Source organism: Albibacillus kandeliae, from assembly GCF_003116585.1.
Taxonomy (GTDB): Bacteria; Pseudomonadota; Alphaproteobacteria; order Rhodobacterales; family Rhodobacteraceae; genus Albibacillus; species Albibacillus kandeliae.
Map to the genome: position 1 here is coordinate 18,634 of NZ_QEHM01000014.1, position 15,178 is coordinate 33,811.

Consider the following 15,178-nt stretch of genomic DNA (forward strand, 5'->3'; position numbering starts at 1 on the left):
CCCAAAGAAGCGAGGAGCGCGGCATGAAGGATTTCATCATTCCGTGGGACGACAAGGACATGGGCACCCCCGCCAAGGCGGGCAAGCCGGTGACGCTGACCATCGACGGGTTCGAGATCACGGTGCCCGAGGGCACCTCGGTCATGCGCGCGGCGGCCGAAGCCGGGATCGCGGTTCCCAAGCTCTGTGCCACCGACAGCCTGAACGCCTTCGGCTCGTGCCGCCTCTGCGTGGTCGAGATCGAGGGACGGCGGGGCACCCCCGCCTCCTGCACCACGCCGGTGCATCCCGGCATGGTGGTGCACACCCAATCCTCCAAGGTGAAGAAGATCCGCAAGGGTGTGATGGAGCTCTACATCTCCGATCACCCGCTGGACTGCCTGACCTGCGGCGCCAACGGCGACTGCGAGCTGCAGGACATGGCCGGGATGGTCGGTCTGCGTGACGTGCGCTACGAAGCGGGCGAGAACCACTATGCCAAGACCGCCGGAACGCTGGCGCAGGGCGACATGCGGGCCCGTGCTCCCGAGGGGGAGGCCAATCCGCTCTATATCCCCAAGGACGACAGCAACCCCTATTTCACCTACGACCCCTCCAAGTGCATCGTCTGCTCGCGCTGCGTGCGGGCCTGCGAGGAGGTGCAGGGCACCTTTGCCCTGACCATCGCGGGGCGCGGGTTCGACAGCCGGGTGTCGGCAGGCACGGCGGCGGACAATTTCCTGAGCTCGGACTGCGTGAGCTGCGGCGCCTGCGTGCAGGCCTGCCCCACCGCGACACTGCAGGAGAAGTCGGTGATCGAGATGGGCACACCGGAGCGCTCGGTCGTGACCACCTGCGCCTATTGCGGCGTCGGCTGCTCGTTCAAGGCCGAGCTGAACGGCGACCAGCTGGTGCGCATGGTGCCGTGGAAGCATGGCAAGGCGAACCGGGGCCATTCCTGCGTGAAGGGCCGCTTCGCCTATGGCTACGCCACCCACAAGGACCGCATCCTGAGCCCGATGATCCGGGACTCGATCGACGAGCCCTGGCAGGAGGTTTCGTGGGAGGAGGCGCTGAGCTTTGCCGCGCGCAAGATGCGGGGCCTGCAGGAGACCTATGGCCGCCGCTCGGTCGGGGTGATCACCTCCAGCCGCTGCACCAACGAGGAAACCTACCTGGTTCAGAAGCTGACGCGCGCGGTCTTCATGAACAACAATACGGACACCTGTGCACGGGTCTGCCACTCGCCGACCGGCTATGGCCTTGGCCAGACATTCGGCACCTCGGCGGGCACGCAGGACTTCGACTCGGTCGAACATACCGACGTGGTGATCGTGATCGGCGCCAATCCGACCGACGGGCATCCGGTCTTTGCCTCGCGGCTCAAGAAGCGGCTGCGGCAGGGCGCCAAGCTGATCGTGATCGACCCGCGGCGGATCGACCTCGTCAAATCGGCCCATGTCGAAGCCTCGCACCACCTTGCCCTGCGGCCCGGCACCAACGTGGCCGTGGTCACCGCGCTGGCGCATGTGATCGTCACCGAGGGGCTGATGGACGAGGGATACATCCGCGAGCGCTGCGACTGGGACGAGTTCCAGGAATACGCGGAGTTCGTGAGCGATCCGCGCCATAGCCCGGAAGCCACCGAGCTGCTGACCGGCGTGCCGGCGGCAGATCTGCGGGCGGCGGCGCGGCTGTTCGCAACTGGCGGCAACGGGGCCATCTACTACGGCCTCGGCGTGACCGAGCACAGCCAGGGCTCTACCACCGTGATCGGCATCGCCAACCTCGCCATGCTGACCGGCAACGTCGGGCGGCCCGGCGTGGGCGTGAACCCGCTGCGCGGGCAGAACAACGTGCAGGGCTCCTGCGACATGGGATCGTTCCCGCACGAGCTGCCAGGCTATCGACACGTCAAGCTGCCGGAGGTCCGCGCGATCTTCGAGGAGGCCTGGGGGGTCGAGATCGACCCGGAGCCGGGCCTGCGGATCCCGAACATGCTGGACGCGGCGGTCGATGGCACCTTCAAGGGGCTCTACTGCCAGGGCGAGGACATCCTGCAGTCCGACCCCGATACCAAGCACGTGGCGGCGGGCCTCGCGGCGATGGAATGCGTCATCGTGCATGACCTCTTCCTGAACGAGACCGCGAACTACGCGCATGTCTTCCTGCCGGGGTCGACCTTCCTCGAGAAGAACGGCACCTTCACCAATGCCGAACGCCGCATCAACATGGTGCGCCGGGTGATGGCGCCCCGGAACGGCTACGAGGACTGGGAAGTCACCCAGATGCTCGCGAACGCCATGGGCGCGGACTGGACCTATACGCACCCCTCGCAGATCATGGCCGAGATCGCAGCCACGACGCCCTCCTTCGCCGGGGTCACCTACGAGCGGCTCGAGGAGAAGGGTTCGCTGCAATGGCCGGTGAACGAGAAGACGCCCGATGGTACGCCGCTGATGCACGTCGACGGCTTCGTGCGCGGCAAGGGGCGGTTCATCGTCACCGAGTATGTCGCGACCGAGGAGCGCACCGGGCCCCGCTTCCCGCTGCTGCTGACCACAGGCCGCATCCTCAGCCAGTACAACGTGGGCGCCCAGACGCGGCGGACCGACAACGTCGTCTGGCACGGGCGGGACGAGCTGGAAATCCACCCGCATGATGCCGAGGTGCGCGGCGTGAACGAAGGCGACTGGGTACGGCTCGCCAGCCGCTCGGGCGAGACGACGCTGGTGGCCAAGCTGACCGACCGGGTCAGCCCCGGCGTGGTCTATACCACCTTCCACCATCCGGATACGCAGGCCAACGTGATCACCACCGACTACTCGGACTGGGCCACCAACTGCCCCGAGTACAAGGTCACCGCCGTTCAGGTCGCGCCCTCGAACGGGCCGACCGACTGGCAGGAGGACTATGCCGCGCAGGCCGAGCGCGCGCGGCGCATCCTCCCCGCGGCGGAGTAGCGCCATGGTCTTCCGGCCGGCCGTCAGCGTCCCGGGTCTGTCCGTCCAGCGTGACGGGCAGCGCGAGGTGGTGCGCACCCTGCCGGAAGAGGTGCCGGTGGCTCTGGTCTTCGGCGGCTCGACCTACGCCGTGATGATGGCGACGCCCTCGGACATCGAGGATTTCGCCATGGGCTTTGCGCTGACCGAGGGCGTGATCGACCGGCTCGACCAGATCGAAAGCTTCGAGATTGCCGAACATGAGGCGGGGATCGAAGCGCGGTTCTGGCTGGGCGGCGGGCGCGCCGAGGCACTTGACCGGCGGCGGCGGCACATGGCCGGGCCGGTCGGCTGCGGGCTCTGCGGCCTCGACAGCCTGGAGGAGGCAGTGCGCCCCCTGCCCCGGGTCTCGGGCACCGCTGTCCTCGCCCGGGCGGATGTGGCCCATGCCACCGACGCGCTACGCGATCACCAGCCCCTGCACGACCGGACCCACGCGGTGCATGCCGCCGGGTTCCTGCTGCCCGGGCGCGGCCTCGTCCTCGCCCGCGAGGACGTGGGACGGCACAATGCGCTCGACAAGCTGATCGGCGCCATGGCCCGCATCGGGACCGACGCCGGGGCCGGCGCCATCGTGCTCACCTCGCGCATCTCGGTCGAGATGGTGCAGAAGTGTGCCATGGCCGGCTGCCCGGTCCTCATTGCCGCCTCGGCCCCGACATCCCATGCCCTGCGCCTCGCCCAGGACGCGGGCCTCACCCTCGCCGCCTTTGCCCGTGGCGGCGGGTTCGACCTCTATTCCCATCCCGAACGCATCTCGACCGGAGCCTCCGATGTCGCCTGAGAAACTGGTCATGATGGCCAACCAGATCGCCACCTTCTTCGAGACCCAGCCCGGCGAGGGGCAGGCGGCCAAGGTTGCCGCCCATATCAACGACTTCTGGGAACCGCGCATGCGCCAGCAACTCGCCGCCCATGTCACCGCCGGCGGCGCGGGGCTGAAGCCACTGGTGATGGAGGCGTTCGCGCAGATCAGGGTGCCCGCGGACTGACCCACCGAGCCCGGCACACCGCTGCCGGGTTTGCGCGCGTTCGGGCAGTTTTCGACGCCCCGGGTCGCATTTGGAACGCCTCGGCGGTTCCCATGCGGGCGGACATGTCCTAACCTCGACGGGCAGCGCCATCCTGTCGCCGCTGCCGCCGATCAAGGATACGACCCGTCGCGATGCAGCTCCCTCTCCTCGTCTTCACCGATCTGGACGGCACGCTCCTCGGCCATCACAGCTATTCCCATGCCCCGGCCCGGCCCGCTCTGGACCGCCTCGCGCAGATCGGGGCCGGTGTGGTTCTGGCCAGCAGCAAGACCGCAGCCGAGATCGCGCCCCTGCGCACCGCCCTCGGGCTGGCGAACTGGCCCGCCATCGCCGAGAATGGCGCGGGCCTCGTCGCGCCGGGACAATCGGGCGAGGGGGATGACAGCGCCTACCGCGCTATCCGCGCGGCGCTTGCCAGCCTGCCCGACGCGCTGCGCCTGACCTTCCGCGGCTTCGGCGACATGGACGACGCGGGCGTGGCCGAGGTCACCGGGCTGCCCGTGGCACAGGCGCGGCTCGCCCGCCAGCGCCTTGCCTCAGAACCGGGGATCTGGTCGGGGAGCGACGACCGGCTCGCCGATTTCCTCGATGCACTGCAGAACAAGGGTATCGCGGCGCGACGCGGCGGCCGGTTCCTGACACTCTCGCACGGCAGCAGCAAGTCCGACCGCATGGCCGAGATCATCGCCGACTTGCGCCCCGGCGTCACCATCGCCCTCGGCGACGCCCCGAACGATGTCGAGATGCTGGAAGCCGCCGACCACGGGGTGATCATCGCCAACCCCGATGCCTCGCCGCTTCCCCCTCTTCAGGGCGAGGAAACAGGACGCATCCGGCGCACCCGGGAAAGCGGCCCGGCCGGTTGGAACCGTGCGATCCTCGATCTACTTTCCGAGTTGTCATTGTCACAGGAGCCCGCAGCGGATGGCTGACTTTCACCAGAACGGCAATATCGCCACGTTGCACAACCTGCGCACCCAATCCCTCGCCGAGATGACCTACGAGCTCGAGGTCTTTGCCCAGACCCGCAAGATCACCCTGATCCTGCCCTGCCTCTACTCCGAACTCGAGGGCCCGGCGATGCCCAACATCCTGGCCGAACTTGCAAAGGTGCCCTATCTGCACCGCATCATCATCGGGCTGGACCGCGCCGACGAAGCGCAGTTCAAGAAGGCCTGCGCGTTCTTCTCCGCCCTGCCGCAGAACCACGTGGTGATCTGGAACGACAGCCCCCGCAGCCTCGAGTTGATGCAGCGGCTGGAGGCCATGGGCCTCGCCCCGAACGAACCCGGCAAGGGCAAGAACGTCTGGACCTGCTTCGGCTACCTGATCGCCTGCGCCGACAGCGCGGTGATGGCGATCCACGACTGCGATATCGTGACCTACACCAACGAGATGCTGGCCCGCCTCGTCTACCCCGTCGCGAACCCGACCTTCCCCTACCAGGTGGCCAAGGGCTATTATCCGAGGATCGGGGACAACAAGCTGAACGGGCGCGTCACCCGCCTGCTGGTCAGCCCCTTGCTGATCGCGCTCAAGCGGGTGATCGGCGACCGCGACTACCTCGATTACCTGCGCGCCTTCCGCTACCCGCTCTCGGGCGAATTCGCCATGCGCACCGGCATCCTTCCCGACCTGCGCATTCCCTCCGACTGGGGGCTCGAGATCGGCATCCTCTCCGAAGCCTGGCGCAACCTCGCGCCCCATTCGGTCTGCCAGGTCGAAATTGCCGACGTTTACGACCACAAGCATCAGGACCTCTCGGCTGACGACGCCTCGACCGGCCTCGCCCGCATGTCCACCGACATCTGCAAGGCGATCTTCCGCAAGCTCGCGGCCGATGGAACCGTCTTCACCAGCCACACCTTTCGCACGCTCAAGGCGACCTACTACCGCTGCGCGCTCGACATGCTCGACGCCTACTACACCGACGCCAAGATGAACGGCCTCTCGATCGACCGCCACCGCGAGGAACTGTCGATCGAACTCTTCGCGGAATCCCTGATGAGGGCGGGCCAGGTGTTCCTCGAAAACCCGCAGGAGACGCCCTTCATCTCGACCTGGAACCGCGTCCATGCGGCGGACCCAGCCTTCCTTTCCAGCTTCAAGGCCGCGGTGTCCGCTGACCAGGACGAGTACTACCCCGCCCAGGGCTGACCTCCCTTCTTTGGGTTGCAAGTATCCCGGGGAGTGTGAGGGGCTGGCCCCTCACTCCCGACACCGCCACGACGCGCAGCCCAGCAGGCGGAGAATCCCGCTAACAAATTTGTATAGTCTGCCAAACCTGCCTGTGAGGCCGGGAACTCATATTCGATCCAGACATCGACAAACGGAGTTTCCCATGACCCAGTCCCCGACCAGACGCACCCGCGCCGCAGGCATCGCGCTCACCGCCCTGATGGCCTCGGCCAGCGTCATGACCCTGGCCGCCTCGCCGGCCCTCGCCGTTCCCGCGGGCGGCTATGGCGACCTCGTCGCCCAGGTCTCCCCCAGCGTCGTCTACATCGAGGTGACCGAGAAGGCCAAGGAGGTCGATATGACCCCCAACCTGCCGCAAGGCATGCCCGAGCAGATGCGCCGCCAGTTCGAACAGATGTTCCCCCGCGGCGGTGAAGTCCCCGAGCGGCAGGGCGTCGGTTCGGGGTTCATCATCTCCCGCGACGGCACCATCGTCACCAACAACCACGTGGTGGACGGTGCCGACAGCGTGGTGGTCAAGCTTCAGGATGGCCGCAGCTTCGACGCCAAGGTGATCGGCGCCGACCCGATGACCGATATCGCGGTGATCAAGGTCGACACCGGCGAGGACCTGCCCGCCGTCACCTTCGGCGACTCGGGCAAGATGCGCGCGGGGGACGAGGTGGTCGCGGTCGGCAACCCCTTCGGTCTGTCGAGCACCGTGACCTCCGGCATCATCTCGGCCACCTCGCGCGACATCCACTCCGGGCCCTATGACGATTTCATCCAGACCGACGCGGCCATCAACCGCGGCAACTCGGGCGGGCCGCTGTTCAACAACGCCGGTGAGGTCATCGGTGTGAACACGGCAATCTTCTCGCCCGACGGCGGCTCTGTCGGCATCGGCTTCGCCGTACCCTCGGATCTGGTCAAGACCGTGGTGGCCGACCTCGAGGACGATGGCACCATCACCCGCGGCTGGCTCGGTGTGCAGATCAAGCCGATGAGCCAGGAAATCGCCTCGGTGCTGGGCTACGACTCGCCCAAGGGCGCGGTGGTTTCGTCCGTGATGGATGACAGCCCGGCCAAGAAAGCGGGCCTGAAGGATGGCGACATCATCCTCAGCTTCGGCGGCAAGCAGATCAACGACCTGCGCGACCTGACGCGCGCCGTGGCCTCCACCGCACCGGACAAGCAGGCGGATGTTGTCCTGCTGCGCAAGGGCGAGAAGCTGACCGAAACCGTTACCGTTGGGACCATGGCCAAGTCCAAGGCCTGATCCCGCCCGACCCCCGGCGCCGGTCCCCCCGCGCCGGGGTCAATCCCGCACTCACGGGATGTCATGCCTCGGCGTCGGGGGAGTCGCCGGGGCATGATTAACGATCCCAATCTCCCCCTGCCGCGCGCTGCAGCCCCCTCATTCCGCAGCGCGCGGCATTTTTGCTGAAGGTGCGGTGTAACGAGTGGAGGGGGCGCCTTTTCCCTACCGTTTGAGCTCGCGCAGGATCACGTTGGTTTGGGCAGAACTGACCGCCGGAAGGCGGAACAGGACCTCTTCTAGAAAGGTGTTGTAGGCGGCGATATCGCGGCAGCGGACGCGGATGTGATAGTCGGCCTGCCCCGTGGTCGCGAAGCATTCCTGCACTTCCGGGCAGAGCACCACCGAGCGGTTGAAGTTGCGCACGCCCTCGGGGTCATGGCGCACCAGCTGGACATGGATCACGGCGTGGAACCCCTGCCCCATCTTCGCGTGGTTCAGCACGGCACCGTAGCGCTCTATGATCCCTTCCTCTTCGAAAGCCCGGATGCGGCGCCAGCAGGCCGAGGTCGACATGCCCACCTTCTCCGCCAGTTCCGCGTTGGTCTGGCGGGAGTCCTGCTCCAGCAGGGCAAGCAGTTTGAGATCCTTGTCATCGAGCTCCATGTGGTAGTTCATACCAAGATCAGTACCTCAAATGAACCAAAATTTCACAATTGACCGATCTCGAGCAAAAGCGGACACCGTTTTCCGGCGGCTCTGCGGTATCCTGACGGAAAGCCAGCAGTGAGTGAGCCATGTCCGAACCAAACCCGTCCTTCGCCGCCTACCAGCTTTCCGACCGTTACGACCTGACCAAGGGGCGCGTGTTCCTGACCGGGACGCAGGCGCTGGTGCGGATCATGCTGGATCAGGCACGACGGGACCGCGCGGCAGGGCTCAACAGCGCAGGTTTCGTGTCGGGCTACCGCGGCTCGCCGCTGGGCGGTCTCGACCTCGAGATGTGGCGCGAGAAAAAGCGGATCGCGGCCGAGGAGATCACCTTCATGCCTGCGGTGAACGAGGACCTTGGCGCCACTGCGGTTCTTGGCGCGCAACAGGCGGTTCTGTCGCCCGACTGCGAGGTCGAGGGCATCTTTTCCATGTGGTACGGCAAGGGCCCCGGCGTCGACCGTTCGGGCGACGCGCTGCGCCACGGCAATGCCTACGGCTCCTCGCCCAAGGGCGGCGTGCTGGTCGTCGCGGGCGACGATCACGGCTGTGTCTCCTCCTCGATGCCGCACCAGTCGGACGTGGCCTTCATGTCGTGGTTCATGCCGACGCTGAACCCGGCGAGCATCGACGAATACCTGAGCTTTGGCGAATACGGCATCGCCCTTTCGCGCTTCTCGGGCACTTGGGTCGGGTTCAAGGCGATCTCCGAAACGGTGGAATCGGGCCGCTCGGTTGAGCTGCCAGCCGACCGCACCTTTGCTCTTCCCGAATTCGCCACGCCTCCGGGCGGGCTGCACATCCGCGGATCGGACCTGCCCAGCGCCGAGATCGAGCTGCGGATCGGGCACAAGCTGCGTGCGGTGGAAGCCTTCGTCGAAGCCAACCCGATCGACCGCACCATCTACGACATTCCGGATGCCACCTATGGCTTCGTCACCACCGGCAAGGGGCACCTCGACCTGATGGAGGCGCTGCGCCTGCTGGGGCTGGACGAGGCGGAGTGCCGGCGCCTTGGCATCGACATCTACAAGGTCGGGATGGTCTGGCCGCTGGCCCGGCGCGACGCGCTGGAGTTCGTGAAGGAAAAGCGCGAGGTCCTCGTTGTCGAGGAGAAACGCGGGATCATCGAGAGCCAGTTCAAGGAGTATTTCTATGACTGGCCGGGCCACAAGCCCGAGAAGATGGTCGGCAAGCATGACGCCGCCGCGACCCGTGATCTGGTGCCGTGGGTGGGAGAACTGCACCCCCTGCAACTGGTCCCCATCGTGGCCGAGCGGCTGCACAGCTTCTTTCCGGACGAGAATTTCCCGGCCCGCGCCGCCGCGCTGACCGAAGTGAAACCGCCGGTGCTGAACGTGCCGGGCGCGACACGGACGCCCTATTTCTGCTCTGGCTGCCCGCACAACACCTCGACCCGCGTGCCCGAAGGCAGCACCGCCATGAGCGGGATCGGCTGCCACGTCATGGCAAGCTGGATGAACCGCTCGACCGGCGGGTTTGCCCAGATGGGCGGCGAAGGCGTGCCCACCGCCGTCGCGCAGATGTTCAACGGCGGCAAGCACGTGTTCCAGAACCTCGGCGAAGGCACGTGGTATCACTCCGGGTCGATGGCAATCCGGCAGGCCGTGGCGGTAAAGGCCAACATCACCTACAAGGTGCTCTACAACGACGCCGTGGCGATGACCGGCGGCCAGCCGGTGGACGGGCCCGTCTCGGTCCACGGCATCGCATGGAACGCGCGGGCCGAGGGTGTCGAGCGCATCGCGCTGGTCAGCGACAACATCGGCAAGTTCACCCAAGAGGATTTCCCGCCGGGAACCTCGTTCCACCCTCGCGAGGATCTCGACCCGGTGCAGCGCGAACTGCGCGAGGTGAAGGGCGTCTCGGTCCTGATCTACGAACAGACCTGCGCCACCGAGAAGCGCCGCCGCCGCAAGCGTGGCACGATGGAAGACCCGGACCGCTTTGCCGTGATCAACGAACTGGTCTGCGAGGGCTGCGGCGATTGTTCGGTCGCCTCCAACTGCCTGAGCGTGGAGCCGGTCGAAACCGAGTTCGGCCGCAAGCGTCGGATCAACCAGAACACCTGCAACAAGGATTTCTCCTGCGTGCAGGGCTTCTGCCCCAGTTTTGTCACCGTCTCCGGCGTGCAACGGCGCAAGAAGTCGGGCGCCGAGCTCGACCTCGCCGCGCTGACCGCCGGGCTGGCTGCGCCGGTCCTGCCGTCGCTCGACCGTCCCTTCGATCTGCTGGTAACCGGCGTGGGCGGCACCGGCGTGGTGACCGTCGGCGCGCTGATCACCATGGCGGCACACCTCGAAGGGCGCGGGGCCAGCGTTCTGGACTTCACCGGCTTCGCCCAGAAGTTCGGAACGGTGCTGAGCTACATCCGGCTGGGCGCCACACCCGACGCGATCCATCAGGTGCGCATCGAGGAAGGCGCTGCCGATGCGGTGATTGGCTGCGACGTGGTGGTGTCCTCGGCTCCCAAGGCCTCGGTCCATTACCGCCGTGGCAGCCGCATGGTGCTGAACACAGCCGCCATGCCCACTGGCGACCTGGTTCTGAACCGTGACGCCGACCTCAAGATCGGTCAGCGCGAAGAACTGATCGCCCGGACCGTGGGCGACGCGAACCTCTCTGCGCTCGACGCCAACAAGGCCGCCGAGCGGCTGATGGGCGACAGCGTCTTCGCCAACGTGATGATGCTGGGCTACGCTTGGCAGAAGGGCCTGGTGCCGGTCAGCGAGCTGGCGCTGAAGCAGGCGATCCTGCTGAACGGCGTGGCAGTCGAGAAGAACGCCCGCGCCTTCGACCTTGGCCGCGTCATGGCCGAGACCCCCGAGGCGCTGCCGATGGAGGAGAAGCCGAAGGCCGAAACGCTCGACGAAGCCGTCCAGCGGCGCGCGGCCTTCCTGACCGACTATCAGGACGCGGCCTATGCCGGGCGCTTTGTCGCACGTATCGAGAAGTTGCGCGGCGCCCTGCCCGGCGACCGGGAAGACCTCGTGCGTCAGGCGGCGGTCTCTCTGTTCCGCCTGATGGCCTACAAGGACGAGTACGAGGTGGCGCGCCTGATGACGCAGACCGGCTTCGAAGATCGGCTGAAGCAGGATTTCGAGGGGGACATGAAGGTCCATTATCACATGGCGCCGCCGTTCCTGCCGTCGAAGAAGGACGCGCGTGGACGCCCGGTGAAGAAGACCTTTGGCGGCTGGATGACCCCGGTTCTTGGCGCGATGACGCGGTTCAAGGGGTTGCGCGGCACGGCCTTCGACCCCTTCGGCTATACCGTCGACCGCAAGCTCGATCGTGATCTCATCGACTGGTACCTGCAGGCGCTGGATAAGCTGGAGGGTGGATACGAGGCCCTGTCAGACGAGCAACGGATGCTGCTGGCCACCGCCCCGCAGGAGATCCGCGGCTATGGCCCGGTGCGCGAAACGGCGGCCGAGGAGGTCCGCAAACGGGTGGCCACCATCGCCTGAGCTGAACCTTCCCGCGGGGGAAGCGGCTTGCGTCCCAGCCGCTTCCTACCCACATTGGCCGGGAAAGACGCGCAGGAGGAAGGCATGAATATCGGAGAAGTGGCCGACCGGTCGGGGCTGCCGGCGAAGACGATCCGCTATTACGAGGATATCGGTCTGATCAAGCCGCTGCGCGACGTGAACGGCTATCGCGCCTTCCGGCAGAGCGACCTGCACAAGCTGGCCTTCCTTGGCCGGGCGCGCAAGCTGGGCTTTTCCATCGAGGATTGCCGCAACCTGCTTCACCTTTACGAGGACGATACCCGCACTTCTGCCGAGGTGAAGGAAATCGCCAAGGGCCACCTTGCCGAGATCGAGGAGCGCATCTCGGACCTTGTCGAGATGCGCAACACCTTGTCGACGCTGGTGCGCTGCTGCGCCGGGGATGACCGGCCCGACTGCCCGATCCTCGAGTCGCTGGCGGAAACCCCGGAGAACTGAGGCCCCGGCCCGGATGTCCGGACCGGGACCACAATCAGTTCAACCTCATGCCTCCCAGGTGACCTCTCCGCCGCAGAGGGTCAGCGCGGCCCGGGCGGTGCCGAGATCCTGCGGGGCGAGCGACTCGATGTCGTGGCTCATGACCACGATGTCGGCCAGCAATCCGGGGGCAAGCCGACCAAGACGGTTCTCGTCGAAGCCGGTATAGGCCCCGCCGACCGTGTAGTAGGACAGCGCCTGCATCAGCGAGGAGGCGTGCGAGGGGTGACCCTCCTTCCACGGTTTGCGCATCACTGCCGCCATCACGCCGCGCATCGGGTCGATGTCGGCCACCGGCCAATCCGAGGCAAAGGTGATCGGAACGCCCTCGTCACGCAGGTACTGGACCGGGAAGGACCAGGGCCAGCGCGCTTCGCCCACCTTGGCGGTCCACGGCAGGAACGGGAAGTCGAGCGCCAGCGGTGGGTGCTGCGGCTGCATCGACGCCACCACGCCCAGTTCCTTGAACCGATGCAGGTCTTCGGGGTTCAGGACTTCGATGTGCTCGATCCGGTGACGCGAATCGCGCTTGCCGTTGGCCTTCTGCGCCGCCTCGTAGCCGTCGAGCACCCGGCGCACGGCAGCGTCGCCAATCGCGTGGACCGCGATCTGCAGGCCGTTCCGGTCAATCTCGATGGCCGCCGCGTTGAAACGTTCGGCGGTGTGCAGCGCCTCGCAGTTCTTGCCGTCGTCGGCATAGGGTTCGACCATGAAGGCGGTGCCGCTGTCGATCACGCCGTCCATGAACATCTTGACCCGGCCAGAGCGGAGCCGGTCCGACTTGTACTGACGGTTCATCTCGACCGCCTCTTCGATCATCGAGAGCGGCTTGGACGGGGTCAGGTGATAAGGAATCTCGGTCCGGCACAGCAGGTCGCCGCGATCTTCTAGGATCTTGAGCACTTCGAGCTGGTAGAAGTTGCCGTCCATGTTGTGGATCGAGGTGAATCCGTAGGACGCGCAGTATTTCAGACCGTCCAGCAGGATCTCGGCATCTGCCGCGCGGCTGGCGGCGGTGGCGCCTTTCGGTTCGATCCCGGTCATGCCGGCGTTGTCGCGGCCCCCGTCGCTGTCCAGCGCCATTACGTGCTTGTAGGCTTCGAACTCCCTTAGTTCGCCCGAGGCCTTGCCGTCCTCGCCCATCACCACCTCGTTGCCCACCGGCACGTCCATCCCGTTGATCAGGCCCGCTTTTTCAAGCGCGAAGGTGTTGGCCCAAGCCGTGTGGTGATCCGGCGCGATCAGCACCAGCGGGCGGTCCGACACTGCCTTGTCCAGTTCGTGGCGGGTGATATGCGTTCCCACGCCGAAGAGGTCGTAACCCGCCGATTTGCAGACCAGCAGCTCGGCATCCGGATTGGCGGCGGCATAGGCCTGCACCGCCTCGCAGAAGGCAGGAACGCCCCGGATCTTGTCGAGGTGGAGGAGCTTCAGGCCCAGCGAGCCGGGGAAGATATGCAGGTGCGATTCCACGAAGCCCGGGAGCACCGTCTTGCCCTGCGCGTCGAAGCGCCGGGTGTCGGGCCCGGCAAAGGCATCCATGTCCTCGCGGCTACCGACGCCCAGAATCATCGCCCCTCCGATGGCCACCGCCTCGGCGCGCGGACGGTCGGGATCCATCGTCAGAACGCGGGCGTTCTCGATGATCAGTGTCGCTTTTGACATGAGTAGCTTCCTTGTTTTCCTGTTGGGACCAGCGTTTCGACGCGGCCGTTATCGCCCCTATCGGGTCCCCCGAAGGCGGCCCAAATTTAGGACAGGTGAATTTTGTTCGCTCAAAACTTGATCAAATTTCTTGAAAAACGGAAGACCCGGCGTCTACCCTGAGTGAGAAAACGGAATCCGACGCACTTCATGCGCCGAGAAAAAAGCCGACGGGAGCCCCATGAACGCACTTCATTCCACCGCCGCCCCACCCTCGTCCGCAGCCGAACGCGAGACCGCGATCGAGGCGCGCGGGATCACCAAGATCTTCGGAGCCGCAAACGGGTTCATGGCCCTCGACAACGTTTCCGTCGCGATCCGGCGGAACGAGTTCTTCACCCTCCTTGGTCCCTCCGGCTGCGGCAAGACCACCCTGCTGCGGGTGATCGCAGGGTTCGAGCCGCCGACCATGGGGGTACTCTCGCTGAACGGGCGCGACATCTCTCAACTGCCGCCCAACAAGCGCCCGGTGAACACCGTGTTCCAGAACTACGCGCTGTTCCCGCACATGAGCGTCGCCAACAACATCGCCTTCGGTCTGGAGATGCTCGGCAAGTCAAAGTCCGAGATCAAGGACACGGTGACCGAGATGCTCAAGCTGGTGCAGATGGAGCATCTGCGCTCGCGCCGGACCTCGGAACTCTCCGGCGGCCAGCAACAGCGCGTCGCCCTTGCCCGGGCGCTGGCTCCCAAGCCCGAGGTTCTGCTTCTGGACGAGCCGCTCAGCGCGCTGGATCTCAAGCTGCGCAAGGAAATGCAGATCGAATTGAAGCGTCTGCAGCACGAAACCGGGATCACCTTCATCTTCGTCACCCATGACCAGGAAGAAGCGCTGACCATGTCGGATCGAATCGCGGTGATGAGCGCGGGCAAGATCCTGCAAGTCGGTTCGCCGCGCGAGATCTACGCCAAACCGGCGGAGCGTTTCGTCGCCAACTTCATCGGCGAGTCGAACTTCCTGAACGCGACGCTAGCGGGCGACAGCGTCACGCTGGACGCCGGCGGCCGCTTTACCGTGACCCCGCCCGAGGGCGTGGCGGACGGCGAGGTCAGCGTGCTGGTCCGCCCCGAACACGCCAGCGTCCGCGCGGGCGAGCCGGGTGCCGGTGAGCTGGCGGTCACGGTCGAAACCATCGTCTACTCGGGTGACGCAACCACGCTGCACCTCAAGCTGGCCACCGGCGAAACCTTCAAGGCCAAGCAGCCGAACGCTCCCGCCGAGGCAGGCGTCCTGCCCGCCGAGGGAGACTCCGCCGCTCTAACCATCGCGCCCGGCGCGGTCACCGTTCTGAAGGACTAGGA

The 15,178-nt window shown here is 66.2% G+C and carries 11 protein-coding genes; 9 read left to right on the forward strand and 2 right to left on the reverse strand.

What is annotated here, in order from left to right; translation table 11 throughout:
* The first annotated feature begins 23 nt into the window (after window positions 1-23).
* The 6 genes from fdhF to DDT93_RS24520 all read left to right on the forward strand — a co-directional run bounded on the left by fdhF (window position 24) and on the right by DDT93_RS24520 (window position 7,472).
* Complete coding sequence (fdhF, locus tag DDT93_RS24495) at window positions 24-2,942, forward strand: formate dehydrogenase subunit alpha (RefSeq protein WP_109468554.1); 2,919 nt, start codon at window positions 24-26, stop codon at window positions 2,940-2,942.
* 4 nt (window positions 2,943-2,946) lie between these two features.
* A complete protein-coding gene (gene fdhD, locus DDT93_RS24500) occupies window positions 2,947-3,765 on the forward strand; it encodes a formate dehydrogenase accessory sulfurtransferase FdhD (protein WP_109468555.1) in 819 nt (272 codons plus the stop codon).
* Window positions 3,755-3,973, forward strand: a complete 219-nt coding sequence (locus DDT93_RS24505; RefSeq protein ID WP_109468556.1) for a formate dehydrogenase subunit delta — start codon at window positions 3,755-3,757, stop codon at window positions 3,971-3,973. Before fdhD ends, DDT93_RS24505 begins: the two co-directional genes overlap by 11 nt.
* Before the next feature lie 173 nt (window positions 3,974-4,146).
* Window positions 4,147-4,947, forward strand: coding sequence for an HAD-IIB family hydrolase (locus DDT93_RS24510; RefSeq protein ID WP_109468557.1), 801 nt, complete (start codon window positions 4,147-4,149; stop codon window positions 4,945-4,947).
* Window positions 4,940-6,172, forward strand: coding sequence for a glycosyltransferase family protein (locus DDT93_RS24515; protein WP_109468558.1), 1,233 nt, complete (start codon window positions 4,940-4,942; stop codon window positions 6,170-6,172). The genes DDT93_RS24510 and DDT93_RS24515 overlap by 8 nt, the downstream gene beginning before the upstream one ends.
* A 184-nt stretch (window positions 6,173-6,356) precedes the next feature.
* On the forward strand, window positions 6,357-7,472 hold the full coding sequence (locus DDT93_RS24520; RefSeq protein WP_232825561.1) for a Do family serine endopeptidase: 1,116 nt from the start codon (window positions 6,357-6,359) through the stop codon (window positions 7,470-7,472).
* A gap of 204 nt (window positions 7,473-7,676) precedes the next feature.
* Here DDT93_RS24520 and DDT93_RS24525 read toward each other — a convergent pair whose 3' ends face one another.
* Window positions 7,677-8,129 (reverse strand): Lrp/AsnC family transcriptional regulator, encoded by a 453-nt coding sequence (locus DDT93_RS24525; protein WP_232825562.1) that lies wholly within the window; start codon window positions 8,127-8,129, stop codon window positions 7,677-7,679.
* Window positions 8,130-8,248: 119 nt separating this feature from the next.
* Between DDT93_RS24525 and DDT93_RS24530 the strand changes: the two genes are divergently transcribed.
* Entirely contained in the window at window positions 8,249-11,653 is a 3,405-nt protein-coding gene (locus tag DDT93_RS24530; RefSeq protein WP_109468559.1) for an indolepyruvate ferredoxin oxidoreductase family protein, read from the forward strand.
* Window positions 11,654-11,737: 84 nt separating this feature from the next.
* Window positions 11,738-12,133 carry a Cu(I)-responsive transcriptional regulator gene (gene cueR, locus DDT93_RS24535; RefSeq protein ID WP_109468560.1) on the forward strand — a complete coding sequence of 132 codons (396 nt, stop codon included), beginning with the start codon at window positions 11,738-11,740 and terminating at the stop codon, window positions 12,131-12,133.
* Window positions 12,134-12,178: 45 nt separating this feature from the next.
* On the opposite strand, the gene DDT93_RS24540 is transcribed toward cueR, so the two are convergent.
* Window positions 12,179-13,837 (reverse strand): amidohydrolase, encoded by a 1,659-nt coding sequence (locus tag DDT93_RS24540; protein ID WP_109468561.1) that lies wholly within the window; start codon window positions 13,835-13,837, stop codon window positions 12,179-12,181.
* Between the two features lie 220 nt (window positions 13,838-14,057).
* Here DDT93_RS24540 and DDT93_RS24545 point away from each other — a divergent pair, with 220 nt between their 5' ends.
* Window positions 14,058-15,176 (forward strand): ABC transporter ATP-binding protein, encoded by a 1,119-nt coding sequence (locus DDT93_RS24545; RefSeq protein ID WP_109468562.1) that lies wholly within the window; start codon window positions 14,058-14,060, stop codon window positions 15,174-15,176.
* Window positions 15,177-15,178 lie beyond the last annotated feature (2 nt).